Source organism: Persicimonas caeni (genome assembly GCF_006517175.1).
GTDB lineage: Bacteria > Myxococcota_A > Bradymonadia > Bradymonadales > Bradymonadaceae > Persicimonas > Persicimonas caeni.
In genome coordinates this window covers 2,686,913-2,711,093 of sequence record NZ_CP041186.1, presented here as the reverse complement: position 1 = coordinate 2,711,093, position 24,181 = coordinate 2,686,913, and the positions used below count along the sequence as shown (strand labels likewise).

Here is a 24,181-nt window from a genome sequence, read left to right as displayed (position 1 = left end):
CGGTGTCAGACACCGTGTGGGGATGGCGAGCGACAGAGAAGTGTCGGCAAGGCCAGCGACACCGTGTCCAGCGACACCGTGTCAGACACGGTGTCGCCGACATTCGGGCCGCCTAGACGGGGTCGGCTGCCGGCTCGTCGACGCCGTCGTTGACGTCGTCGGCCGTGGGCATGGGCGGGTCGCTCAGCGGCTCGTCGTGGTTGTGGCGGCGCCAGTAGGCGCTGGTGAACTTGCGGCGCATCGCCTTGTCGTCGTGGTAGGCGTAGCGGCCGGCCTCGCGCAGCTCGCCGACGAGGTCGTCGAGGAGGGTGAAGGCGCGGTCGCGAAGGTCTTTGGCTTGGTCGGGGCTCATGCGCGCGGCGTACTCGGCGTTGGCCGTCGACAGTTGCTGGGCGAGCTGGAGCGCCTCGTCGATGAAGGTGGAGGCGTCGAAGGACTGGTCGCTGGCGAAGGCTGCGAGGTTGTCGTCGACCAGGCTGGCCAATTCGTGCAGATCTTGAACGAGATCGTCTTGGTCGTCGCCCTCGGTGATCATGTCGAGGGTGGCGCGGGCGCGGCGGTCGCGGCGCAGGTTCCAGCGCCCGGCGCGAAGGCCGTTGGAGCGCAGCTCATCGGCCCGGGCGATCAGCTCGAGGTCGGCCTGCGTGCGGGTGCCGTAGCGCGCCTGCACCCATTGCGCCTGCGCCTGACGGCAGGCCCCGACGGCCACTGGCAACAGGTCGAGCCTCGCCGGATCGATCCCGACGCCGAGCAGGCGCTGGCGAATCTGGTCTTTGCGGGTAAGCACGGCGAGGTCGTCGGCCTCGGCCAAGATGGTGGCGATGGGCATGCCCGCCGGCGCGTGGACGTCGGCGGCGTCGAGGGTGGTCAGCGTCGGTGCGAGCGTTTCCAGGTGGTTCGTCGGCATAGTCTTCCTCCGTTGGTCGCGGCCACGACCGCCCCACAGACCCCCACGGTCCACGGGATAGCTGCGTGGCCAGGTTGGTTGATGCCCCACCCGACACAACTGCTCTGTCGGAAAGTGAGAGCAGTCTATGCAGAGATGGCGGCGCAGGCAATGGGCGGCTACAGAGAGAGCGCGCCGAGCTACAGAGACAGCTCGGCGGGCTACAGAGAAGCGTCGGCGGGCTACAGAGAAGCGTCGGCGGGCTACAGAGACAGCTCGGCGAGCTACAGAGAAGCGTCGGTGGGCTACAGAGATGCTTCAAACCGGCTACAGAGAAGTGCTGGAAGGCTACAGAGAAGCGTGGGCGGGCCACAGAGAAGTGTCGGCGGGCGACAGAGAAGTGTGTCAACGGACGGGCAAACTGATCGCGCTCAGTTCGGCCAAAGTGATCGCGATTTTCGGGCGGATGTCATGGGCGATTTCTCGTCGTTCTCCTCAAGGTGCTGGTTCGGCCAAAGTGATCGGGTTTAGGCCGTCTTGGCTCGGGCTTTCGACGGCGGGTTTCGATACGAGTGCCCGTCGAGCGTGACGACGTGGCAGTGGTGTAGCAGTCGGTCCATCGCCGAGCTGGCGAGCAGCGCGTCACCAAACATGGCGTACCACTCGTCGATGGCGCGGTTGGATGTGATCACGAGCGAGCCCTGCTCGTAGCGGCGGCGTATCAGCTCGTACAGGTCGACCGGCTCGTCCTGGGCCAGCGGACGCAGCCCAAGATCGTCGATGATCAGGAGGTCGACCGCGCACAGCTTGTACATCAGCTTGTCCCAGCTGCGGTCGGCGCGGGCTGCTCGAAGCTCGCTCAAAAGCTGATGTGCGGCGACATACCTGGTCTTGTAGCCGGCTCGACAGGCCCGGTGACCCAGCGCCTGGGCGATGTGCGACTTGCCCGTGCCGGCCGGGCCGACCAGGAGCACGTTTTCTTGGCGCTCGACAAAGCTTGTGGTGCCGAGCTCGATGATCCGCTCGCGTGGGATCTTGGGATTGAAGCTGAAATCGAAATCCTGAAGCGTTTTGTGGGCCTCGAAATCAGCCTGGCGAATCAAGCGCGTCAGCTTATTGGCATCGCGGCGCTCCACCTCGTCGTGGAGCAGTCGATAGACAAAGTCGACGTAGCCAAGCTTGTCGTCGACGGCCTGCTCGGCGCGAAGCTCCAGCGTATTGAGAAGCCCCGACAGCCGCAGGCGCTTGAGGATGGGGACCAGATCATCACGAGCGCTCATGGTAGACCTCCTCGGCCAGGGCCAGCTCCTCGAAATTTCGGGCAAAACGCGGGTGGGCGAGCTTGCCGTGCACGTAGACGGCCTGCGGGATGGCAGGCTCTAAGTCGATGCCCTCCACCAGAATCCGCTTGATGCCTTGATAGGTGTAGTTTCCGAAAGCGCGAGCCCTTCGGCAGGCGCCCTCGGCACGCTCGACGGGGAACTGCTCGAGGTACGACACGATCGCCTGGACTGCGCGCAGCTGATTGAAGACATCGTCGGCCCCGAAGACCTCCTCGACATATTCGCCGACGATCGGGCTCATCCGGTCAGCCTTGTCCTGCCACCACTGACGGCTTCGGTGGCGCAGATCGCGCCGCCCCTCAGGAAGGTGTGCCTCATGGGTGCTCTTTCTGGGACCGCTTCGCTTGTGCGAGGTGCACAGCTCGTCGTCATAGAAGATATCGACGCTTGCGCCTCGAGCTCGGATCCAGACGGTCTGGCCGATGAGCCGAAACGGCACCGAGTAGAGCCGGCGCTCGAATTCGACGTGGCTGTCGCGGTGGACCTTGGCCTTCTTCCAGACCACCGGCACAAAGGGCGTCGGCGGCAGTGCTTTAAGTGCTTCTGCCTCCTCAGCGTCGAAGTGCTCGCGGGGCACCCTGTGAGTGGTGCCGTGGACTCGCCGATTGGCAATCTGGTCGAGCCACAGGCTCAATTGCTCCTTGGCCTCGTCGAGCTTCTCGAGGGCGCGCGGCGCAAAGAAGTTTGATTTGACGTACTTGACCGCCGACTCGACTTTGCCCTTCTTTTCAGGGGCATACGGCGGGGTCGGGTCAATCATAAAGCCGTAGTGGCGAGCAAGCTCACGGTAGCTTCGGTTGAGCTCCGGTTTGTCCTTGAGCCCGAAATAGCAGCGCACAACCGCCGCTTTGAGATTGTCCGGCACCACCGTCTCGGGCACGCCGCCGAAGTACTCGAAGGCGTCGACGTGCAGGCGAAGCCAGGTGTCGACCTTTTGGTCGAAAACCAGGTCGACGTACATCAGACGGCTGAAGCCCAGGACCATCACGAAGGCATAAGCCTTTCTGACTTTGCCGCTCATCGGGTCGAAGAGTCGGCCGACATAGCCAAAGTCGACCTGGGCAATCTCTCCTGGCGCGGTCTCGACGCGAATGACCACATCTTGCGGACGTGGGCCTCTGTCGGCTTTGATGCGGGCGCACATGCGCTTGACGGCGGACAGGCTGCCGTCGAAATCGGCGTGCTCGAGCCGAAGCCTGTCCCAGATGGCTCGGGGTGAGCGCGTGCGCTCGTACATCTCTTCAATCTGTGCGCGCCACGGCTCGACCGTGGAGGTCTCCTGGGGCGGCGTGCTCGTCGGAAGGAGCTCTGCGACCGCCTGCTTGAGCTCGTCCAGTGGGATGATCTCGGAAGGCTCGCCTTTGAGCAATCCAGCCTCATCGAGCGCGTGGCGGTATTTGCGCTCGGTATTGGGACTCATCTTTAGAAGGCGGGCAATCTCGCGGCAGCCAACGCCCTCACGGTGCATCCGCACCAGGTCTTGTAATCGATGCATGTCGATCCTCTCATTGCTCATCGGGTCCTCCAGAGCAGGGGCTAAAGCCATCTGCTCTGCATTCTCCCAGTCTGAGCGTTTCAGGTCATCGACATCCGCCCGATTTTGCGATCACTTTGGCCGAACCAGGGCCGATCACTTTGGCCGAACCAGCCGTGGTCACTTTGGGCGAACCAGCTACGATCACTTACCCCGGTCTGTGACAAAGTGTCGGCAAGGGACAGAGAGGAGGCCTTGCAGAGGAGGAACGCCTTCTACATGGGGCGCGCTGGACTACGCGCGTTAAGGACATGAGGGCTGCGAGGCGCCGCGCCACGATGGTTGTAATCCCCACCAACGCAGGCTGCGACAACCCGAAGGCCCCGACAGCGCGACCCCTATGTCCTTATCGCCCGCAGTTCAGGGCGCCCCATGTAGCAGGCGCCGCGCACCGGCAAGGCCAGCGACACGGTGTCCGCTGAACTCGGTGTCAGACACCGTGTTGAGAACAGAGAGGAGGCCTTGCAGAGGAGGAACGCCCTCTACATGGGGCGCGCTGGACTACGCGCGTTAAGGACATGAGGGCTGCGAGGCGCCGCGCCACGATGGTTGTAATCCCCACCAACGCAGGCTGCGACAACCCGAAGGCCCCGACAGCGCGACCCCTATGTCCTTATCGCCCGCAGTTCAGGGCGCCCCATGTAGCAGGCGCCGCGCACCGGCAAGGCCAGCGACACGGTGTCCGCTGAACTCGGTGTCAGACACCGTGTTGAGAACAGAGAGGAGGCCTTGCAGAGGAGGAACGCCCTCTACATGGGGCGCGCTGGACTACGCGCGTTAAGGACATGAGGGCTGCGAGGCGCCGCGCCACGATGGTTGTGACCCCTCCAACGCAGGCTGCGACAACCCGCACGCCCCGACAGCGCGACCCCTATGTCCTTATCGCCCGCAGTTCAGGGCGCCCCATGTAGCAGGCGCCGCGCACCGGCAAGGCCATCACTTCTGCATAGAAGAGCATCACTTACATCGACAGATGCACCGCCAATTCCGCGTCGCGCAGCACGTCCAGAAGCTCGCGCCAGGCGGCGACGTCGGCCTCGTCGGGGCCGACGCGCGGGATCTTCGTGGCGACCTGGGTGAGGCCGAGGGCGGCGTAGACGTCGCGCACGGCGTCGAAGATCCACACTCCGCCGCGGCTTCGCTTGGCGACGTTGGCGAATTTGACGACCTTGAGGTTGTCGAACCAGGTGTGGAAGTGGCGCGCGAAGTGGGCGGCGGTGGGGGCGTTGTCGCGTAGCTTGGCGAAGGTGGGCCAGGCGTCGATCTCGTCGAGGTACTCTTGGAGCAGTTTGGCGAGGATGGGGGCGTAGGCGCCGGAGCTGTCGACGGCGTCGCGCAGGGCCTCGGGGTTGCGAAAGCCCTCTTGGACGGCGTCGAACAGGCTCCCCAGGGCGAAGAAGACGCCCGGGGGCTCGGCCATCTCGAAGCGGGTGGTGCCCGTCTCCATCTGCATGCGGACGCTGGGCCCGGTGCCGCGGGGCACGCGGCCGGAGGGGCGCGCGGACGGGTAGACGAGCGGGGCGCCGAGTTGGCGCACGGCGCCCGGGCCGCCGGCTTTGATGACCTTTTCGAGCACGTAGAAGTCGCTCAGCGCCTGCAGCGTGGGCATGCCGTCGGCCAGGGCGTAGCCGCGGGCGCTCAGGACCATGCACGAGCCGATCGACTGGAAGGCGTACGGCGAGCCTGTGAGCACCATCGCGGCTTCCCAGTAGCGCATCCACGCCTCGTAGGCGGCGATGGCGCGGGCGTGCTCGCCCTCGTCGGGCACCGGGTGGCGGTAGCGGCACACACCGGCGAGCATGTCGGGGTAGGCGTCGAATTCGGCGATGAGCCCGTCGATGTAGCCGGGGGCGACCGGGGAGTCGCCGTCCAGACACGGCATGAGCCCGTCGGCGCCGCGGCCGACCGACAGAAGCCGCTCGAGCGCCAGGTCGGCGCCCTCACGCCGGGCGAGCCCCACGCCGGCGTCCTCCGGGTCGTAGGCCTGCTCCGGACGCGAGCGGTCGACGACGTGCAGCGCGAACGGCGTCTGCAGGTCGCGCAGCATCGCGATCGTCTTTCGGTTCGCCTCGACCTTGTCGGCGGCAGCATCGCGGGCGTTGTTCACCACCACGATCACCTCGAACACCTCGGGTGTCTCGCTCGCCTGCTCCAGCGAGGCGATGACCCGGCCGATATTGTCGAGCTCGTCGTAGGCGGGGATGACCACCGAGGCGCGTAAGTCCGGGTGCGGCGCGGGCAGCGTGCTCGCTTCGGGCACGTCGTGGCCGTGGCGCTTCAGGTAGCGACGGATTGCTTTGTTGGGCCTTTTTGCCATGGGGGTTTCACCACGGAGGGCACGGAGACACGGGGAAAGGCGTAAAAAGCCATGGGGGGTTTATCAGGGGGAGCACGGGAGCACGGGTAAAGGCGTAAACAGCTTCTCTCCGTGAGCCCCGTGGTGAACTCTTAGTGCAACGCCGCGCGAATGGGCAACTCGTCGACGATCTGGCCTTCGAGGTCGAGCCAGAAGTCGAGGCGTGCTTCGACGTCGTCGCGGTCGAAGTGGTTCAGGGCGAGCTCGTAGAAGTCGCCGCGGTGCTTCGACTCGCTGGCGGCGAGTTCTTTGTAGAACTCGGCGAGGGCGGCGTCGTCGGGGCGTTTGGCGAGTTCGCGCGAGAGCATCGCGAAGCGCTCGCAGCCGCGGTATTCGATGATCGAGCCCAAGAGCAGCCGGTCGAGCAGGCGTTTTTCGCCCTTTTTGTGGCTCTTTTTGAGCAGCGCGTTGACGTAGGGGTCCTTTTCGTCGGCGGCGAGCTCGACGCCGCGCTCCTGCATCAGGTGGAAGACGTCGTGGAAGTGCTCGAGCTCCTCGCGGGCGACCTCGACCATGGCGTCGACGATGTCGGCGCGGTCGGGGTAGCGCACCACGAAGTGCATGGCGTTGGCCGAGGCCTTTCGCTCGCAGGCGGCGTGGTCGATGAGGAATTGGTCGAGGTGGTCGGCGACGTAGACGGCCCACTCGGGTGGGGTGTCGGCTCTCAATTTGAACATATGTCGTCTTTACTGCAGTCCGGCGAATAACTCTTCGATTTGCTCGAAGCCTAGCTTGAGCAAGAAGTCCGAGTTACGTCCGTAACTCTTTGCGCCCAAAATGTAAAAGTCGGGTTCCGGGCTGACCAGGGTTTCGAAGCCGCCGCTGGTCTGCGCGAGGCAGTCGCCGCCGCCGCCGCTTTGACTGAGCAGGTAGGCGGCGAGCTTCATGGGGCCTTCGGAGGCGTAGCACTGGTGGATCTGCAGCTCGCGGTACAGGCTCGCGTCGGGCTTGTAGCCCACGTTGCCGATGACTCGGTCGAGCTCGAGGGTGCGCGTGCCGTCGACCAAGTCGACGTCGGCGACGAGCCCGTCATTGCTGAGTTCGAGGCGTTGCAGTTGGCCGAAGACCGGGGCGATGCCGTCGACCTGGCCGCGGGCGGCGTCGTTGCCGAAGGTGGCCAGGGCGAGGCGCTCGGGGAGCGGGTCGTCGGCCATGGGGGCGTAGGGCGGGGCGTCGTCGAGCAGCAGCCAGTGGACGTGTGTTTCGGGGGCGTCGGCGTGCAGCTTGGCCAGCAGATGCGCCGAGGTGACCGCCGAGTAGCCGTTTCCGACGAGCAGCGTCGTCTTGCCTTCGTATTGTGCGCGGTCGGTGCCGAGCACGTCGGGGATGTGGCGCTCGATGAGTCTGTCGGCGGCGCGTTCGCCCAGGGCGGGCAGCCCGCCGGGGCCGAGGTGGCCGGGTTGGTCATACACGCCGGTGGTGTCGATGACGATGTCGGCCTCGACGTAGCGCTCGCCGTCGGCTTCGTCGAGCAGGAGGACGAAGGGGCCTTCGGCGCGCTTCTCGTCGCCGATGTAGTGGCCCTTGAGCGCGTGGCGTCGGGAGACGCCGACGACCTTGCTGCCCTCGTGGATGCGGCCGCGCAGCCTTTCGAGGCGCGCCAGCGGCAGCAGATAGCGGTCGAGGTACTCGCGGCCGGTCGGAAACGCCTCGGCGTCGGCCAGCTCGTGGCCCGCCTCGCGTACCGCGCGCTCGCCCCACGGGCTTCGGTTCATCTCCCAGGGCGAGAACAGGCGTACGTGGCCCCACCTGGCGACGTGGGCGCCGGGCATGTCGCGCTCGTAAACCTGTACCTCATAGCCCTTGCCGAGCGCGTACAGCGCGGTCTCGAGTCCGATCGGTCCGGCCCCCAAAATTGCAAGTCGCTGCTGTACCACGTTCTATCCTAGTGTTTTCAGTAGGTTGCTGGTGCTTATCTTGGATTCGGAGTTAGCAAAAGTCCTCGGAAGTACGGGGGGAACCCGAGGTTCATCTTCTCTCTAACGAGGAGGCGTCATGCTGAAGTGGGCGCTTGTATTTCTCGTCGTCGCTATCGTTGCAGCCGTCTTTGGTTTTGGTGGCATCGCAGCAGGCGCGGCGACGATCGCAAAGATTCTGTTCTTCGTGTTCCTGGGCATCTTCCTGCTCATGCTCATCGCAGGTTTGATGCGCGGATCGAGCCTTAGCACATGAATCTATAACTCCGACCATAGGTTTGTGGAGGTCGTCGGCTCGACACCGGTGACCTCCCACCTCTTCGCGTCGCCTCGTGTGATGCGAAGCAGCACCGCTGGGGTTTCCCTGGCGGTGCTTTTTTGTACAACGACCGCGCGGTACTCCTCGCCGGAGGCCCATACGCGGGCGACCCGAGCGCGCTTCCAGTCGCCGACGACTTCACGGACGGCCTCGGGGGCCGTGTCCGCCGAAAACTCGCTCGCCCACGTCTGTGCGGCCTCGAACGGCCCTTCGGGGGCCGGGGTGGCCGGGGTTGTCTGCGCGGTCGTTTCGGCCTCGCCCGTTTGAGCCGTCGTTTGGGGCGTCGTCGCGCAGCCGGTCAGCCAGGGGCCTACGAGTAAGCAGGCCAGTAAGTAGACGAGATCAAGCCGGCGAGGGTTTCGGATTTTTTGGTGGCGGCGTGCTCGCATCATTGCTTGCCTCCGATATAGCCCATGAAGATCTTGGCGGTCGGCACGCCCAGCGCGCGGCCCAGGCCGATGAGGTGATTGGCGACGGCGCTCGCTTCGAAGTCGCCGGTGGCGGCGAACATCACGTAGGCGAGCTTGGTCTGCTTTTCGGTCACCGCGGCGGTGATCCGGTCGAGGGCCTGTTGTTCGAAGTCGGCGAGCGTCTTGGCGCAGAAGGTCATCGCGGCGGCGCAGGCGTCCTCGCCGGCGACGACTTCGTCGCCGATGCGTACTTTGAAGGCGCTTTCTTCGCCGGCGGGGTACATGCCCACGACGAGCGGGGCCGCGCCGTCGGGCGCCTGGCGCAGGACCGGCGCGGCGGTGGCGAAGGCGACCGGGCGCCCATCGTTACTCCCCACCACATACATGCGAAACATGCCGAACGAGGCCGGCGCCATGAGCGCTGTGGTAGCGCGTTGCCAGGTGACGTCGGGCGACAAGATCAGGTCGACGTTCGCGGTGCCCGGCTCGTCCTCGAGGGTGAGCCCGATCCAGCGCTGGGCGTGCTCGGCGAGCTTTTTGGGCGGGGCGAGTTGGGCGGCTTCGTCGCCCGACGGCTGCGTTTGGGTGGCCACGCGGCCGTAGGGCGTCACGAAGACCTGCTCGCCGACGATGACCGGAAAGGCCGGCAGGCGCTCGACGGCGATCCAGTCGGTCTTGGCGTTGATGGGGGCGAGGCCGTCGTCTTTGCCCACGGCGACCAGGCCGCGGGCGTAGTCCTCGACGGGGGACCAGTCGACCGACCAGCGTACCTCGCCGCCGTCGAGCTTGCGGGCGAGTTTGAGCGGGTATCGCAGGTTGGTGTCGTCGCGGGCGAGCTCGACCTCGACGAAGAGGGTCGTCTCGCTGGGGAGCATCTCGGCGACGAGGGTGCGCTCGTAGCTGTAGCCGGCTTTACGCAGGACCTGGGCGGCCGGGTCGTCGGAGTCGGCGCCGAAGTGGGTCTGCAGGGCGCCTTCGACGGTGGGGGACTGGGCCATGGCGGGGGAGGCGATGGCGCAAAGAGTAGCCAGAATGACGACAGACAGCGTTTTGTGCATCGCTTTGAAGCCTCGGTTTGATGAGAGAGTGAGGCGTAGCTTCTTGACGCCCCCCATCCGCCCTTCGCTTCGCTACGGGCACCTTCCCCCGGGGGAAGGGCTGCCTTAGCTTCTTTGGACCACGTTGCTTTTCGCAAGGCCTCATAAAGCTACGCCTTGCTTTCCGCAGGGGCATCCCTTCCCCGGGGGGAAGGTGCCTCGCGCGCAGTTTAGCGCGAGGCGGATGGGGGGCCTCATAAAGCTAGGCGATCACAGAAGCCCTTTGGCCAACTCGGCGATGTTGTCGCCGGTAAAGCCGAGCTTCTCGAACACTTCGCCGGCCGGGGCCGACTTGCCGAAGCGATCGAGGCCGTGGACGTGGCCGTCCCAGCCCGTGTAGCGCTCCCAGCCGAAGGTGGCGGCGGCCTCGACGGCCACGCGTTTGGTGACGCTCTTGGGAAGGACTTGCTCCTTCCAGGCGTCGTCTTGCGCCTCGAAGACCTCCCAGGAGGGCATGCTGACGACGCGGGCGGCGACGCCCTCGTCGGTGAGCTTTTTGTAGGCGTCGAGGCAGACGGCGACTTCGCTGCCCGAGGCCATCAAGATGACCTCCGGCTCATCGGCGTCGCTGTCGGCCAGGATGTAGGCGCCTTTGGTGGCGTCGCCGACGCTGCCGAGCGCCTCGCGGTCGAGGGTGGGCACCGACTGGCGGGTGAGCGCCAGGGACGACGGGCCGGTGGTGTTCTCGATGGCGACCTGCCAGCACTCGCGCACTTCGTTGGCGTCGGCGGGGCGCAGCACCGTCATGTTGGGCATGGCGCGCAGCGAGGCCAGGTGCTCGATGGGCTGGTGGGTGGGGCCGTCTTCGCCCAGACCGATGGAATCGTGGGTGAACACGCCGATCGACGGGGTCTGCATGAGCGCGGCCAGGCGCAGCGCCGGGCGCATGTAGTCCGAGAAGATCAGGAACGTGGCGCCGAAGCCGCGGGTGCCGCCGTGCAGCGTCATGCCGTTGGCGATGGCGAACATGGCGTGCTCGCGCACTCCGAAGTGGATGTTCTGGGCGTCGAAGTGGCCCGGGCTCATGATGCCGAACTCTTCGAAGAGCGTCTTGTTCGAGCCGGCCAGGTCGGCCGAGCCGCCGGTGAACTCGGGGAGCTTGGCGTACAGCTCTTTGACGACCGCGCCGCTCGACTTGCGGGTGGCCATGCCCTTGGCGTCGGGCTCGAAGGTGGGCAGGTCGGCGTCCCAGCCCTCGGGGAGCTTGCCGGCGAGCCGGCGGGTGAGCTCGGCGTATTTCTCGGGGGCCTCTTCGGCGTATTTCTCGAGGCGGTCGGCCCACTCGCTCTCGAGCTGGTGGCCGCGATCGACCGCCGCGCTCATGTGGGCCTGGACTTCTTCGGGCACGAAGAACGGCTCGTCGTACTCCCAGCCGAGCGCCGCTTTGGTGGCGGCGATTTCGTCGTCGCCCAGCGGCGAGCCGTGCGAGGAGGACTTGCCGGCCTTGTTGGGCGAGCCGTAGCCGATGACGGTGCGCAGCGCGATGATGCTGGGCTTGTCGGTGACCTGCTTGGCGGCCTCGACCGCCTCGTCGATGGCGTCGAGATCGTTGCCGTCCTCGACGGTCTGCACGTGCCAGCCGTAGGCCTCGAAGCGCTTCTGGACGTCCTCGGTGAACGTCAGGTCGGTGCCGCCGTCGATGGTGATGCTGTTGTCGTCGAAGATGTAGACGAGCTTGCCCAGGCCGAGGTGGCCGGCGAGCGAAGCGGCCTCATGGGAGATGCCCTCCATGAGGTCGCCGTCGGAGCAGAAGACGTAGGTGAAGTGGTCGACCACGCCGTCGAAGCGCTCGTTGAGCTGCGCTTCGCTCAGGGCCATGCCCACGGCGGTCGCAAACCCCTGGCCGAGCGGGCCGGTGGTCATCTCGACGCCTTCGGTCTCGAAGTTTTCGGGGTGGCCGGGGGTGGCGCTGTCCCACTGGCGGAAGTTCTCGATCTGCTCGAGGGTCATCTGCTCGTAGCCGGTCAGGTGAAGCATGGCGTACAGCAGCATGGAGGCGTGGCCGTTCGACAGGATGAACCGGTCGCGGTCGTGCCAGTCGGGGTTCTTGGGGTTGTGACGCAGGTGATTGTGCCACACCACGTAGGCGGCGGGGGCCAGGCCCATGGGGGCGCCCGGGTGGCCGCTGTTGGCCTTCTGGACGGCGTCCATGGCCAGGGTGCGGATGGTGTTGACGGTCAACTCTTCGATGCCTTTCTTGCTCGCGTCGCTCATGGTCCTCTCGACAGGTGAGAACTGCAGGGAATTCGGGCGCTTTTTGCGGGGGCACTAATGCCGCGTTCGACCATATGTGTCAATGGAGGGACTGAAATCCCTTGCTTGTTGGCGTGGCCCCTCCGGTCTCGCGCGGGGCGCTCGACCACCTCCCCTGCGCTGGACGCGCTGGGGAGGAGCCCCCGGCTGATTTGTCAGACTTGGGGATCGGGTCGCGAGTGGGGTGTTGTCACCCTTTGACGCAGACGCCGTCGTCACAGAACTCGTCAGCGGCGCTACAACTTCCACTGTCGCACGGCTCGAGGTTGGAGGGGTCGGTGCAGGTGCCGCCGGAGCAGACCGCCGGCTCGATGCACGCGCCGGTGCACGCCTCGCCGAGCGAGGGGAGCGGGTCGCAGGTGCCCGAGGGATGGCAGGTGGCGTACCAGACGCAGTTTCCGGGCTCGCAGGAGGTATCGACGAGGGCCGGGACGACGCAAGTGGCGGTGGCGTTGGTGCACAGGAGTCCGTCGGTGCAGTCGTTGGACGCGCAGGAGTCGCCTTCGGAGGCGATGGGCTGGCATGTAGAGTCCGCGCCGCACACAAAGCCGTCGGCGCACTCGCCCGAGCAGTCTTCGCCCTGGCTGGGCAGCGGCTCACAGGTGCCGGTTTGCAGGTTGCACTTCAGGTCGGGCTGGCAGCGCTCGAAGCACGACTCGCCGTTGGCGGGCGGAGTCTGGCAGGTGTTGTCGGCGCCGCAGGCCAGGTCGGGCTGGCACTCGATCGCCTCGTAGCAGGGGTCGGAGTCGCCTCCCAGGGGACGGCATTCGTCGACCTCGCGATTGCAGATGAGGCCCGACTGGCAGATGCTCGTGCAGGGCTCGTTCTCGCCGGGAGGTTCGGAGCAGACGCCGTCGCGGTCGCAGTAGAGGCCCTCGGCGCAGTCTTCGGGGAGCGTGCAAGACTGGCCGGCTTGGCCGCGCACGCCGCAAGTGCCGTTGGTGGCCACGTTCCCGACGTAGCTCGAGCCGTCGCAGTAGGCGTCCTCACCGGTGCAGTCGCTGTGGGACAAGCAGGCGTCGGAGGGCTGGCGGGTGGCCACGCCGATGTCGCCGCAGAAGGTCGGCTCGAAGAGCGTCATGAAGCGAAGCGGCGGCAGGCCGGCGGCGAAGTCAGCGCAACTCGTCGTCTGCATCGTGTCGAGGCAGGTGTCGGCGGCCTGGGGACTGTAGTCGAGGCGGCCTTTCTGGGCGCTGATGGCGGCCGGGTGGCAGAACTCGACCATGCGCCGGGTCATCTTCTGGCGGCACTCGTACTGGTCGTCGAAGCCGAAGTTGCCCTCGAGTTGGCTGCGCAGCGTGACCGTCGCGTCGGCGCATTCGTAGAGCCTGTCACACATCACGCGTGCGGCCTGAGCGCAGTAGATGGCTACCGAGGGGCCCTCGGGAGGGTTGGGGCCGGTGTCCACCTCGGTGGTGTCCGGTCCGGTGTCCTGCGGCGGCAGAGTCGTGTCGGGGTCCGCGGCATCTTGAGGGGAGACGTCGTTGTGAGAGGCGTCTCCATTGTCGAGGGTGCTGACCAGTCTCGTCTCGTTCGTGCAACCGGTAAGGGCCATTGCGACGATCAGAAAGCTGCCCAGATGACGGATACGATGTGACATGCGGACCTATCGAGGCTCGGTGACTGCTGGCTACACTGTTCGGTATCGTAACGCCCCCGTGACCCACAAACAAGCGGCTATCGGGCGCACGAGGGGTCGGCGGGCGGCGTCACCGGATTGTTGCACAGGCTTGGCGCGCCCGGTGAGCCGCCGCCTTGCGGGCGTAAGGCGTCTCCAGTACTATTCGAAGTGCTTCGCAAAGCCTCAACGCAATAAACGCCAGTTTTACTTTTGGTTACTGGTGTAGGTTGGGGGCAGTAGTCACCAGGTGCGTGCCAAAATGTCACAGCTGCGAGGCATCACAAGTCTTGCAGCAAGCAGTGGCGCTTCGTACAAGGGAAGTGGATCAATTATTGCTGTTCCTAACGCTGAAGAAATAGCTATTGCAGGTTCGTGTCGGAACGAATGGTTGCTGCCGAGTCGGAAATATAGAGGAAAGAATGATTGCGCAGATGGATGCTAAGAGACGATTTCGCCTGCCGGCTTTATTGGTCGGTCTGAGTCTGACGCTGGCCGTTGGTTGCGGCGAGCAGGAATCTCGCGTCGTGAACTCGACTGCGGATGACAGCGAGCAGGGCACACCGATGGATTTGGGCGACGAGTATATCGCCCAGAAGACCAACGTGGTCATGCCCTGGACGCACCAGATCGCCAACGATGTGGTCGACCAGATTCAGGTCGAGCCCAATCGCCTGGTATTTCCGGTGAGCGGCGCGCCGGCCGAAGCGGCCAGCGAGTTCGACCGGGGCGACGTGCTCGTCTCGGCCAACCCGGACCGTCCGTTCCTGCGCAAGGTCGAGAGCGTCGAGCGCACCGACAGCGCGTTGATCTTCAACACGCGCAACGCCCAGTTGACCGAGGCGGTCTACAAGGGGGAGTTGACCCCGCAGCAGCCCACCGAGACCGACACCTCGGGGGTTCGCCGCCAGGAATTGGGCGCTCAGGAAGCACCGCGCATCTCCTCGGGCACGGTCTCCATCGGCGTGCCCGACTCGAAGACGCAGTCGATCCCCAACCTGCAGGTCTCCGGCGGCACGATCACCTACACGGCCAACAACGGCGTGTCGTTTAGCGCCAAGCCCCAGATCCAGCTCGACGCCAGCGTCTACATGGACCTGAAGATCGAGCCGGGCAGCAACATGGACACCTCGTACACTACGTTTACGGGGACCAAGACCTGTTATAGCACCAACGACTGCTTCCCGGAGGCCGCACGCGGCGAGAACCGCGGCGTGAGCTGCCAGGCCAACCGTTGCGTCTACGAGAGCACCGAGTACGACGGCTTCTGGTTCGACGCGGCCGGCCCGTCGTGTAACGACATCATCGCTTCCCTCGACTACGCGGCCCAAAACTCCTCGTGCGATGCCGACTTCAACGCCTACTACGAGGGCACCAAGACGCTCACTCAGGTCAAGGCCGGCCCCTGCGGCGATTACCTTCCGCCGCACCCGGTTCAGGTCGACTGGGCCAAGGACAACTGCACCGGCGCGCTCAAGCGCATGGTCTTCGACGCCGAGGGCTCGCTGACGCCGACCACCGGCCCGCTCAAGGTGGGCTTTTCGGCCTCGGCCAAAAAGTCGTGGACGATCTGGGAGACCCACGACAAGCGACTGATGAGCAAGCTCTTCTTCATCGGTTGGTTCCCGGTCTACATCACCGCCAACGCCAAGGCGACGCTGACGGCTAGCGCCGAGGCCAGCGCCGAGGCCACCATCGAGCTCAACCCGGTCGAGGTCACTGGCCTTCGCTACGGCAACGGCTTTCACTACTTCGCCGATTCGGGTGAGGACGAGGGCTATGGCGTGCGCATGAACGACGGGAGCATCGAGCCGTTCTACAAGGGCATCGATGGCAGCTTCGAGGGCAACCCCGAGCGTCGCCCGAATCCGGGCTTCCAGGGGCTGAACCTCGAGGAGCAGGATTTGACGGTCAACCTGACCGGCAAGGCCAGCGCCAAGCTGCAGTTCTCCCCGCGCATCGACCTGTTGCTCTACGACGTCGCCGGCCCCTACCTCGAGCCGTTCAGCCCCTACGCCAGCGTGCAATTCGACGCCGGCGGGGTGTTCAGCGTGCGTGACGGCAGCTCGCCGTCGAGCGCCTGCGGCGAGAACCCGGCCAGCCTGTGCGGTCGCATCGGCATCGAGTCGAAGATCGGCCTGACCGCCGCCAATATCTGCGGCTCGAAGTGCGAGTGGAACAAGCCCATCAACGACACCTGCTCGGATTACTGCCCGGCCAACGACGAGATGCCCCTGTGCGTCAAGACGTGCCTGGGCGACGAGGCGCCCAAGCCCTTGGAAGTCGAGTTGAGCTGGGAGAGCGACGCGGTCGACCTCGACCTGGCGATGCTCCAGCCCGAGTACATCGACTACCAGGACGACAGCTTCACCAACGGCAGCAGCTACCGCCACGAGGGCGACGAGTGCCCGGCGAGCTTCGGCGGAAGTTGCTACGGCATCAAAGACAGCAACGGGAAGTACACCGAGTCGATCGTCATGGAGCAGACGGGCGCCGCGCCGCCGTCGGGCACCCAGATGACCTTCGAGGTCGAGAACTTCCAGTCGACCGGCCAAGGCACCTTCGACCTGATCGTCAAGCAGGACGGTCAGACGGTCAAAGAGTGGAAGGGTCAGTCGACCGGGCAGGACGGTGACAAGCACGAGTTGAGCTTCACCTTGCCCTAAAGCCCGATCGCGCACAGCAATCTGATTGATGCAGCGATGCACAAGGTCGGCTCCTCGGAGTCGGCCTTGTTGCGTTTCATGTTGCGTTGTAGGGGCGTGCGCGACGGCCCTTGCCTTGGCGTACGTATCTGGTACTGTACGGAATTTCAGTGCCTCGGGCACGTTTCCTAAGGCTAGACGGGCGACGAGCCGTGGATTCCCTTGCGTTCACGCGCATCCTGGTGTTTCCTATGCGGCGTCTCGCCCTATGTTTTGAAAGTTCACGGACGAAGTACACACGCAGGAAGTAACGCTGTGGCTACCGAATATACCGCAAGTAATATCACCATTCTCGAGGGCCTCGAGCCGGTCCGAAAGCGCCCGGGCATGTACATCGGGGGCACCGGCAAGACGGGCCTGCACCACCTGATCTGGGAGATCGTCGACAACTCGGTCGACGAGGCGATCAACGGGTATGCGTCGACCATCGAGGTGACGCTGCACGCCGACGGCGAGTCGGTCACGGTGGCCGACAACGGCCGAGGCATCCCGGTCGACGCCAAGCCTGGCGAGGACCGCAGCGCGCTCGAGATCATCCTGACCACGCTGCACGCCGGCGGTAAATTCGACGGGCAGAACTACGTGACCTCCGGCGGCCTGCACGGTGTGGGTAGCTCGGTGGTCAACGCCTTGAGTGAGGTGCTCATCGCGCGGGTCAAGCGCGACGGCAAACTGCACGAGCAGCGCTACGAGCGCGGCATCCCGCGCACCAAGCTCGAGGTCGTCAAAGACGGCGTGCGCGGCACGGGTACCGAAATCTTCTTCCAGCCCGACGCCGAGATCTTCGAGGACACCGAGTTCGACCCGAAGCTCATGGCCGAGCGCCTCGAGATCAAGACGTACCTGAACTCGGGTCTACGCATCGTCTTCCGCGACGAAGTCAACGACGCCTACCACGAGTTCAAGCACGACGGCGGCATCAAGGACTACCTCGACCACGTCACCAAGGAGTCGAAGCAGCCGCCGATCCACACCGATAAGATCTACTTCGAAGAGGACACGCCCGACGGCGACAACGTCACCCGCATCGAGGTGGCGTTGCAGTGGACCGAGGACACCAAAGAGGAGTTCTACACCTTCGTCAACGGCATTCCGACCCGCGACGGTGGTACCCACGAAGGTGGCTTTAAGGACGGGCTGCAAAAGGCGCTGCGCAACTACTTCGACACCAATGACATCGCCCCCAAGAGCCTCAAGATCGGCACTGAGGATATCCGCGAGGGTGTCAAAGCGGTCGTCAATATCTTCATGCTCGACCCGCAATTCCAGGGCCAGACCAAGGACAAGCTCAATAACCCGGGCGTCAAGCGCCTAGTGGGCGGTTTGGTGCGCTCGGAGCTCGAGCAGTACCTGTACTCGAACTCGAATACCGGCGAGAAGATCGCCAAGCGGATCATCCAGGCGGCCAAGGCTCGTCAGGCGTCGCGCTCGGCGGTCAAGAAGGTCAAGCGCAAGCGCGCGGTCAGCCACCGGCTCAACCTGCCCGGCAAGCTCGCCGACTGCTCGTCGACCGACCCCGAGGAGTCCGAGCTGTTCATCGTCGAGGGTGACTCGGCCGGTGGTAACGCCAAGCAGGGCCGAGACCGCAACACCCAGGCGATCCTGCCGCTTCGCGGTAAGGTGCTCAACGCCGAGCAGGCCACGCTCAAGAAGGTCGTCAACAACAAGGAGCTCTCCAACGTGGTCGACGCGCTCGGCTGCGGCATCGGCGACCAGTACGACGCCTCGAAGCTGCGCTACGGCAAGATCATCCTGCTGATGGACGCCGACTCCGACGGCCACCACATCGCGACCTTGCTGCTGACCTTCTTCTACCGCTACATCCCGCGGCTGATCACCGATGGCCACCTGTTCATCGCCCAGCCGCCGCTGTACCGCATCGACTACGGCAACGAGATCTTCTGGGCGCTCGACGACCAGCACAAAGAGGAGATCATGGCCGAGCTGGCGACCAAGCGGAAAAAGAAGATCAACATCCAGCGCTTCAAGGGTCTGGGCGAGATGATGGCCAAGACCCTCAAAGAGACCACCCTCGACCCGGAGCAGCGCCGTCTGCTTCAGGTCACCGTGCCCGAGGAGTACAGCAACGAGACCGACGAGGTCATCGGCGACTTGATGGGCCGCGACGCGTCGGTGCGCTTCGACTTCATCATGACCAACGCCGGGTTGGTCGATGGTGAGGAACTCGACGTTTAAGTCAGCGGAGCCGGGGCTCGCCCCGAGCGGAGCCATTGCCGGTGCAGCCCCAAGGCTTGCCTTGGGGTCATTCGGTCGATTCCTAAAACCGGCTCAATTTTGATTTTCACAATTTGGCTGAATGCGACATCACATGGATGAACCCATGTGATTGTTGATGATCAATACCCCACGGCAAGCCGCGGGGCTGCACCGGCGCTGGCTCCGCAGGGGCCAAGGCCCCGCTCCGCGAAAAGCTTCCCACCTTATCCTACATCCTCGCACAATTTTTTTGCCCCCCTTAAAGTTCTGCCTTAGGGTTAGATTGTGGGCGGCGGAGAAGGACTTCCGTTGACCCCTGGGCAGGAGCCCAAACCGTGGACCGTGTGGGAAATTTGTCGATTTTCCCTTTGAGCGGTACAATACTGAGCGGACAATTATCGCAAGCTACGGAAGGTGAGCGTAAATTTGCCCTCAGGTGTCACGGTCGTTGTCATGGAGGACACCACTTTCGACAAGGAGAAGAGCGTATGCTCACCCTCACCAGGAAGGTTGGGGAATCGATTCGGATCGGCGATGAGATAGAGATTGTCGTCAAAGAGATTCGTCGCAATCAGGTGCGTATCGGTATCGTCGCGCCGCGCGAGATTCCCATTTATCGAGAAGAGCTCTACGAAGAAATCCAGCAGCAAAAAGAAAACGGCGACGAGGATTAGTCGCCACACCGACAAAAGCCGCGGCGCCCTTAACGGACGCCGCGGCTTTTGAGTTTTTCTTGCTGCTTGTAGGCCGGCTGGGGCGTTACTCTTTGATGTTGATATTCGCCCAAGCATCGTCAACCGTCGAGCCTTCGTCGAGGCCCTCGGGGTCGGACTCTGGCTTTTTGTCGTCCGAGTCCTTGTCGTCCGAGTTCTTCTCGTCCGAGTTCTTCTCGTCCGACTCGGCATCGGCTTTGTCGGCCTTATCTTCAGCCGGAGCTTCCTCGGCTTCTTCAGCAGCCTCGGGCTCTTCAGCCGGAGCTTCCTCGGCCTCTTCGGCCGGAGCTTCCTCGGCCTCTTCAGCAGCCTCGGGCTCTTCAGCCGGAGCTTCCTCGGCCTCTTCGGCCGGAGCTTCCTCGGCTTCTTCAGCAGCCTCGGGCTCTTCGGCCGGAGCTTCCTCGACGTCTTCAGCAGCCTCGACCTCTTCGGCCTGTTCGGCCGCCGCAGCTTCTTCAGCAGCCTCGACCTCTTCGCGCTGCGTCGTCGACTCCTCTTCGAGCGAGTCGAGGTTGGCGTCGGCGAGCACGGCGGCCTTTTGGGCCTCGGCGACTTCGTCGGCGACCTGCGCCGTCTCGGCGGCTTCGTCGGTGGCGCTGGCGAAGCTCGCCTTTTTGAGCATCCCCTCGAGGTGGTCGATACGCTCACGCGCGGCGTCCAACTGGCGCTGGGTGATCTTGTAGGCCTTATCGTTGTTGTCCGCACGACGACGCTGACGGTCGGCGTTGCGCGCCGTCTTCTTGAGCTTGTCGCGCAACTCCTTTTCGAGCTTGGCGATCTCCTCACGCGCGGCCGACACCTGCTCGTCCTTGCTCGCGCGAAGCTTCTCGAGCTCGCCGCGCAGCTCGTCGAGCTGCTCGTCGCCGGTGGTCTCGGTCGACGGCTTGGTCTCCTTTTTCGGCTCGGGCGCCTTGGTCTCGGCCTTGCCGCCGCCCGACTGCGCCTTCTTCTTCCACGTTTCGATCTCGGCCTTGGCTTCGGCGAGTTCGTTGCGCAGGTCGAAGAGGGTGTCCTGGGTGGGCGCGGCCGACTTGGCGTCGGCAGCCTCGAGCTTCTCGCGCGTGTCGTCTAGCTGCTGGTTGAGATCGTAATTCTTCTGCTTGAGGCTCTTGATTTCGTCTTTGGCCCCGCTGAGCTCCTCTTTGAGCTCGCGCAGATCTTCGGAGGTGGTGGTGGCTTCGGTGGTGCTCGTCTGCTTTTGGGCGGTGAGCTTCTCGCGCTCCTCTTGGAGGCGCTGCTTCTCGGCCAAAAAGGCTTCGCGCTGCTTGCCTGCCGAGACGATGAAGTACACCGCAATCGCGATGACCACCAAGGCGATAGCGATTATGACGCCTGTCGTCGGATCCATTTAACTACCTAGCGTAAGTCGTCGTTCGAGCCCGTGCCCGAACTGTCGGTGAGCGGATGTGAAGGATTATGCCTTGACGATACCGCTAAATGCGCAGCATTCGTCTCGAAAAACATCGAGACCTATTAGCACTGCGCGCGTAAAAACGTCAAGAATGGCCGCCTGTGCGACACCCTTGAAACTGGCAGCTTGGCGGCTCGTGTGGTAATTCGGGCGTGTAACACTTGTGTGAAGTCCTGCCCCAGGAGAAGACGTCATGGCCGATCTATTTAATCCCACCGAAGAGCATAAAGTGCTGCGCGACATGATTCGCTCGTTCGCCGAGCGTGAGGTCGCGCCACAGGCCGAAGAATACGATCGCAGCGAGAAGTTCAACCTCGAGCTGTTCCGCAAGCTCGGCGAGCTGGGCCTGCTGGGGATCACCGCACCGGTGGAATTTGGCGGTTCGGGCATGGACGCGGTCGCCGCGGTCATCGCCCACGAGGAGCTGTCGGCTCAAGACCCGGGCTTTTGCCTGGCGTACCTGGCCCACTCGATGCTCTTCGTGAACAACCTGGCGGTCAACGGCAACGACGAGCAGCGCGCCAAGTACCTGCCGGGCGCTTGCTCCGGGGAGCTGGTTGGCGGCATGTGCATGAGCGAGCCGGGCGCCGGCACCGACGTGCTGGGGATGAGCACCGTCGCCACGAAAGACGGCGACTCGTACGTGCTCAACGGCCAGAAGATGTGGATCACCAACGGCGCCATCGCCGAGGGTGAGCTGGGCGACGTCTTCTTGGTCTACGCCAAGATCGACGACCGCGACTCGCGCGACGTGTCGCTGTTCATCGTCGAGAAGGGCATGGAGGGCTTCGAGCTCGGCCAGAAGATCCACGACAAGCTGGGCATGCGCGCGTCGACCACCGCCGAACTCGTCTTCGACGACTGCCGCATCCCTGCTGAGAACCTCGTGGGCAAGCCCGGCGGCGCGGTCAAGTCGATGATGCGCAACCTGGCCATCGAGCGCGTCACGCTCGCGGCCATGAGCCTGGGCATCGCCCGGCGCTCGGTCGAGATCATGAACAGCTACGCCCGCGAGCGCAAAAGCTTCGGCAAGCCGATCAACCGCTTCGGCCAGATCCAGCGCCACATCGCCGAGTCTTACGCCGAGTACATGGCCGGCCGCAGCTACGTCTACAACGTCGCCAGCCAGCTCGAGCTCGACAAATTCGGCCACCGCATCGACTCCGACGGCGTCAAACTGTACTGCTCGACGATGGGCAAGAACGTCGCCGACCGCGCCATCCAGGTGCTCGGTGGCTACGGCTACGTCGGCGAGTACCACGTCGAGCGCCTGTGGCGCGACGCCAAGCTCCTCGAGATTGGCGGCGGCACCAACGAAGCCCACCAGAAGAACATGACGCGCGACCTGTCGCGTCTCGAAAAGCTCGTTTAGGAGCGAAAAGCACAAAGCAAAAGAGCAAAAAGCCTTTGCGGTTAGCCTCCCGATGGTGCATCGGGACGGCGCAAAGCCCTTTATTGTGAATAGCTTGGGTCCATCATTAGTTGGAGGAGGTGTCGAGTAGTTCCAAGTCTCCAACTGCAAGGGAGGGGTTTATGGCCGAGCAGTCCCCCCAACGGACCAAGCTTCTTGTGGTCGATGACGACCCGCTCGTGCGTGATGCAGTCACCATCATGCTCAGCGTGGGCCCGAAGAAGTTCGATATCACCGCTGTCGGCGACAGCCAGACTGCCCTCCAGGCGGTCCGGCAACACCCCTTTGGCGTCGCGCTCATCGATGTGGTCATGCCGGAGATGACCGGGGCGGAGCTGGCCGGGCGCCTGCGCCAGGAGCAGTCGGATTTGCCGGTGGTCTACGTCTCCGGCTACGCGTCGAACGCGGTGCGCGACCATGGGGTGCAGAGCGATGATATCTTCGTGCAGAAGCCGTACACGCCCGACCAATTGATCGCGGCGATCAAATTGGCGTTGAACGGGGAGGCGAGGTCATGATGCTCGAGATCGCTCGCCTCGTTCTCAAAGACGGGCTCGACCACGAGGTCTCCAGCGCGCCCCTCGCTCGCCTGATCAACGAGGGGCAGGCCGTCCACGTGGCGCTCCTCGACGCGAAGGGGCAGGTAACCCACGCCAACAAAGCCTTCGAGTCCGCGTTGGGCTACAAACCGGTGGGGCGGCACTGGGACTCGCTTCTCGAGTCAGCCAGTTGTCCTGTGTTCTGGGAGCAACTCGACGCGCCCGACGACGGTCCCGTCCTGGTTCGTCTGTCGAACGCCTCCGGCGAGCCGTTGAGCCTTTCTATCTATGCGCGTCGCGCACCAGACGGCGGCGTGACCGTCGTGGGCGAGCCCCCGTGGGACGCTCAGTGCATCATGGCCGACAAGCTCCTGCGTACCAACGCCGAGTTGGCCGTGCTCAGCCGCGAGAACGCCCGCCAAGCTCGCCTGCTCGAAGAGACCAATCGCAGGCTCAACGAGGCCTACTGGCATCTGGACAAGATCGCCGAAGTCCTCCCCATGTGCGTGTCGTGTCAAAACGTCAAGACCGAAGAGGGCAACTGGGAGGACGTGGCCAGCTTCTTGATGAAGCACAGCGATTTCCTGAGCCACGGTTACTGCGAGGAATGTGCCGAGCGCATCATCGACGAGTCCCGGAGGGCATGATGGATTCTGCGAGTCGCACCAGCTCGAGTCGCCAGCCCAATTACTGGCAGTCAGAGTATATCGCCGCTGCGCTGGCGGGGGATCGGCGCCGGGCCTGGCAAGTAGTCAGCGACGCCCTCGACGCGGGTCTTTCGGTCGCGTCGGTCTACAAGGACGTGCTCGCCTGGGCCCAGGCCGAGATCGGCGACTGTTGGGCCGACAGTGAGATCAGCGTGGCCCAAGAGCATATGGCCTCGGCGGTCACCCAGTCGGTCGTGGCGCGCCTTTATGCGTACATCGAGTCCGAGCGCAGCCGTGGCTGCGTGCTCCTGGGCGGCGTCGAGGGCGAAGAGCACGTGCTCCCGGCCCAACTGGCCGCCGACTTGTTGGAGCTCGAGGGCTGGAACGTCGCCTTCTTGGGGACCAACATCCCCTCCGAGGACTTTTTGAAGGCCATCGAAGACGAGCGACCCGACGTCGTCGGCCTATCGCTGACGATGGCGCCCGATCTACCCACCGCCGTCACGCTCATCCGCGACATCCGCAAGCGCTTCGGCGATCTGCCGATCGTCCTGGGCGGTCGCGCCGCCGCGGAACTCCGAGAGGTCGCCGAGGATCTCGACATCGAGATCTGCGATGATTTGGAGACGTTTCGCAGGGAGGTGTGAACCGCAAATAACGGTTGCGACGCCAACCGCCCAAGGGCTCCAGGTGGCGCAGGTCTTCGGCTAAACGAAGGTCCGCGCCACGTGCACTTCTTGGCAACTCGTCTCGACTGACAATATGTGGTGAAACGAGCAGGGCCTACGCATAGCAAGCCCGGAGGG

19 protein-coding genes are annotated in these 24,181 nt (G+C 64.3%); 8 read left to right on the top strand and 11 right to left on the bottom strand.

The annotated features are described in order from the left end of the window. Positions 1-112: 112 nt before the first annotated feature. The 6 genes from FIV42_RS10000 to FIV42_RS09975 all read right to left on the bottom strand — a co-directional run bounded on the left by FIV42_RS10000 (position 113) and on the right by FIV42_RS09975 (position 7,996). Positions 113-907, bottom strand: a complete 795-nt coding sequence (locus FIV42_RS10000; protein WP_141197540.1) for a hypothetical protein — start codon at positions 905-907, stop codon at positions 113-115. Between the two features lie 506 nt (positions 908-1,413). Further along, positions 1,414-2,166: an IS21-like element helper ATPase IstB gene (gene istB / locus FIV42_RS09995; protein ID WP_141195814.1), complete on the bottom strand. Its 753-nt coding sequence runs from the start codon at positions 2,164-2,166 to the stop codon at positions 1,414-1,416. Continuing rightward, positions 2,153-3,724, bottom strand: coding sequence for an IS21 family transposase (gene istA / locus FIV42_RS09990; protein WP_168210300.1), 1,572 nt, complete (start codon positions 3,722-3,724; stop codon positions 2,153-2,155). Before istA ends, istB begins: the two co-directional genes overlap by 14 nt. 1,000 nt (positions 3,725-4,724) lie before the next feature. Next, positions 4,725-6,080 carry a glycosyltransferase family 2 protein gene (locus FIV42_RS09985; RefSeq protein ID WP_141197539.1) on the bottom strand — a complete coding sequence of 452 codons (1,356 nt, stop codon included), beginning with the start codon at positions 6,078-6,080 and terminating at the stop codon, positions 4,725-4,727. Between the two features lie 131 nt (positions 6,081-6,211). Beyond that, positions 6,212-6,796, bottom strand: a complete 585-nt coding sequence (gene miaE, locus FIV42_RS09980) for a tRNA-(ms[2]io[6]A)-hydroxylase (protein ID WP_141197538.1) — start codon at positions 6,794-6,796, stop codon at positions 6,212-6,214. A gap of 9 nt (positions 6,797-6,805) precedes the next feature. Continuing rightward, positions 6,806-7,996: an NAD(P)/FAD-dependent oxidoreductase gene (locus FIV42_RS09975; RefSeq protein ID WP_141197537.1), complete on the bottom strand. Its 1,191-nt coding sequence runs from the start codon at positions 7,994-7,996 to the stop codon at positions 6,806-6,808. A 118-nt stretch (positions 7,997-8,114) separates the two neighbouring features. On the opposite strand from FIV42_RS09975, the gene FIV42_RS09970 reads away from it, so the two are divergent. Further along, complete coding sequence (locus FIV42_RS09970; protein WP_141197536.1) at positions 8,115-8,291, top strand: DUF1328 domain-containing protein; 177 nt, start codon at positions 8,115-8,117, stop codon at positions 8,289-8,291. A 2-nt stretch (positions 8,292-8,293) separates the two neighbouring features. Here the strand turns inward: FIV42_RS09970 and FIV42_RS09965 are convergent, their stop codons facing one another. From FIV42_RS09965 to FIV42_RS09950, 4 genes are all read right to left on the bottom strand, one after another. Continuing rightward, entirely contained in the window at positions 8,294-8,746 is a 453-nt protein-coding gene (locus FIV42_RS09965) for a hypothetical protein (RefSeq protein ID WP_141197535.1), read from the bottom strand. Next, positions 8,743-9,822: a hypothetical protein gene (locus tag FIV42_RS09960; protein WP_141197534.1), complete on the bottom strand. Its 1,080-nt coding sequence runs from the start codon at positions 9,820-9,822 to the stop codon at positions 8,743-8,745. Before FIV42_RS09960 ends, FIV42_RS09965 begins: the two co-directional genes overlap by 4 nt. A 249-nt stretch (positions 9,823-10,071) precedes the next feature. Then, a complete protein-coding gene (gene tkt / locus FIV42_RS09955; RefSeq protein ID WP_141197533.1) occupies positions 10,072-12,075 on the bottom strand; it encodes a transketolase in 2,004 nt (667 codons plus the stop codon). Between the two features lie 229 nt (positions 12,076-12,304). Then, positions 12,305-13,714 (bottom strand): hypothetical protein, encoded by a 1,410-nt coding sequence (locus FIV42_RS09950; protein ID WP_141197532.1) that lies wholly within the window; start codon positions 13,712-13,714, stop codon positions 12,305-12,307. 545 nt (positions 13,715-14,259) lie between these two features. Here FIV42_RS09950 and FIV42_RS09945 point away from each other — a divergent pair. The 3 genes from FIV42_RS09945 to csrA all read left to right on the top strand — a co-directional run bounded on the left by FIV42_RS09945 (position 14,260) and on the right by csrA (position 19,328). After that, on the top strand, positions 14,260-16,398 hold the full coding sequence (locus FIV42_RS09945; protein ID WP_141197531.1) for a hypothetical protein: 2,139 nt from the start codon (positions 14,260-14,262) through the stop codon (positions 16,396-16,398). A gap of 294 nt (positions 16,399-16,692) precedes the next feature. After that, positions 16,693-18,633 carry a DNA gyrase/topoisomerase IV subunit B gene (locus FIV42_RS09940; RefSeq protein ID WP_141197530.1) on the top strand — a complete coding sequence of 647 codons (1,941 nt, stop codon included), beginning with the start codon at positions 16,693-16,695 and terminating at the stop codon, positions 18,631-18,633. 509 nt (positions 18,634-19,142) lie between these two features. Further along, on the top strand, positions 19,143-19,328 hold the full coding sequence (csrA, locus tag FIV42_RS09935) for a carbon storage regulator CsrA (RefSeq protein ID WP_141197529.1): 186 nt from the start codon (positions 19,143-19,145) through the stop codon (positions 19,326-19,328). A gap of 85 nt (positions 19,329-19,413) precedes the next feature. Here the strand turns inward: csrA and FIV42_RS09930 are convergent, their stop codons facing one another. Then, positions 19,414-20,715 carry a coiled-coil domain-containing protein gene (locus FIV42_RS09930; RefSeq protein WP_141197528.1) on the bottom strand — a complete coding sequence of 434 codons (1,302 nt, stop codon included), beginning with the start codon at positions 20,713-20,715 and terminating at the stop codon, positions 19,414-19,416. Between the two features lie 256 nt (positions 20,716-20,971). On the opposite strand from FIV42_RS09930, the gene FIV42_RS09925 reads away from it, so the two are divergent. The 4 genes from FIV42_RS09925 (at position 20,972) to FIV42_RS09910 (ending at position 24,022) form a co-directional block, all read left to right on the top strand. Continuing rightward, positions 20,972-22,150 (top strand): acyl-CoA dehydrogenase family protein, encoded by a 1,179-nt coding sequence (locus FIV42_RS09925; RefSeq protein WP_141197527.1) that lies wholly within the window; start codon positions 20,972-20,974, stop codon positions 22,148-22,150. Positions 22,151-22,311: 161 nt separating this feature from the next. Next, positions 22,312-22,707, top strand: a complete 396-nt coding sequence (locus FIV42_RS09920) for a response regulator (RefSeq protein WP_141197526.1) — start codon at positions 22,312-22,314, stop codon at positions 22,705-22,707. Continuing rightward, positions 22,704-23,375: a PAS domain-containing protein gene (locus FIV42_RS09915; RefSeq protein WP_141197525.1), complete on the top strand. Its 672-nt coding sequence runs from the start codon at positions 22,704-22,706 to the stop codon at positions 23,373-23,375. Before FIV42_RS09920 ends, FIV42_RS09915 begins: the two co-directional genes overlap by 4 nt. Further along, positions 23,375-24,022: a cobalamin B12-binding domain-containing protein gene (locus tag FIV42_RS09910; RefSeq protein WP_168210529.1), complete on the top strand. Its 648-nt coding sequence runs from the start codon at positions 23,375-23,377 to the stop codon at positions 24,020-24,022. Before FIV42_RS09915 ends, FIV42_RS09910 begins: the two co-directional genes overlap by 1 nt. Positions 24,023-24,181: the final 159 nt, after the last annotated feature.

Bases quoted from the DNA above. Each gene is read 5' to 3' on its own strand.
- FIV42_RS10000 (WP_141197540.1), bottom strand. From the start codon at position 907: ATGCCGACGAACCACCTGGAAACGCTCGCACCGACGCTGACCACCCTC.
- istB (WP_141195814.1), bottom strand. From the start codon at position 2,166: ATGAGCGCTCGTGATGATCTGGTCCCCATCCTCAAGCGCCTGCGGCTG.
- istA (WP_168210300.1), bottom strand. From the start codon at position 3,724: ATGCATCGATTACAAGACCTGGTGCGGATGCACCGTGAGGGCGTTGGC.
- FIV42_RS09985 (WP_141197539.1), bottom strand. From the start codon at position 6,080: ATGGCAAAAAGGCCCAACAAAGCAATCCGTCGCTACCTGAAGCGCCAC.
- miaE (WP_141197538.1), bottom strand. From the start codon at position 6,796: ATGTTCAAATTGAGAGCCGACACCCCACCCGAGTGGGCCGTCTACGTC.
- FIV42_RS09970 (WP_141197536.1), top strand. From the start codon at position 8,115: ATGCTGAAGTGGGCGCTTGTATTTCTCGTCGTCGCTATCGTTGCAGCC.
- FIV42_RS09965 (WP_141197535.1), bottom strand. From the start codon at position 8,746: ATGATGCGAGCACGCCGCCACCAAAAAATCCGAAACCCTCGCCGGCTT.
- FIV42_RS09960 (WP_141197534.1), bottom strand. From the start codon at position 9,822: ATGCACAAAACGCTGTCTGTCGTCATTCTGGCTACTCTTTGCGCCATC.
- tkt (WP_141197533.1), bottom strand. From the start codon at position 12,075: ATGAGCGACGCGAGCAAGAAAGGCATCGAAGAGTTGACCGTCAACACC.
- FIV42_RS09950 (WP_141197532.1), bottom strand. From the start codon at position 13,714: ATGTCACATCGTATCCGTCATCTGGGCAGCTTTCTGATCGTCGCAATG.
- csrA (WP_141197529.1), top strand. From the start codon at position 19,143: ATGCTCACCCTCACCAGGAAGGTTGGGGAATCGATTCGGATCGGCGAT.
- FIV42_RS09930 (WP_141197528.1), bottom strand. From the start codon at position 20,715: ATGGATCCGACGACAGGCGTCATAATCGCTATCGCCTTGGTGGTCATC.
- FIV42_RS09925 (WP_141197527.1), top strand. From the start codon at position 20,972: ATGGCCGATCTATTTAATCCCACCGAAGAGCATAAAGTGCTGCGCGAC.
- FIV42_RS09920 (WP_141197526.1), top strand. From the start codon at position 22,312: ATGGCCGAGCAGTCCCCCCAACGGACCAAGCTTCTTGTGGTCGATGAC.
- FIV42_RS09915 (WP_141197525.1), top strand. From the start codon at position 22,704: ATGATGCTCGAGATCGCTCGCCTCGTTCTCAAAGACGGGCTCGACCAC.
- FIV42_RS09910 (WP_168210529.1), top strand. From the start codon at position 23,375: ATGGATTCTGCGAGTCGCACCAGCTCGAGTCGCCAGCCCAATTACTGG.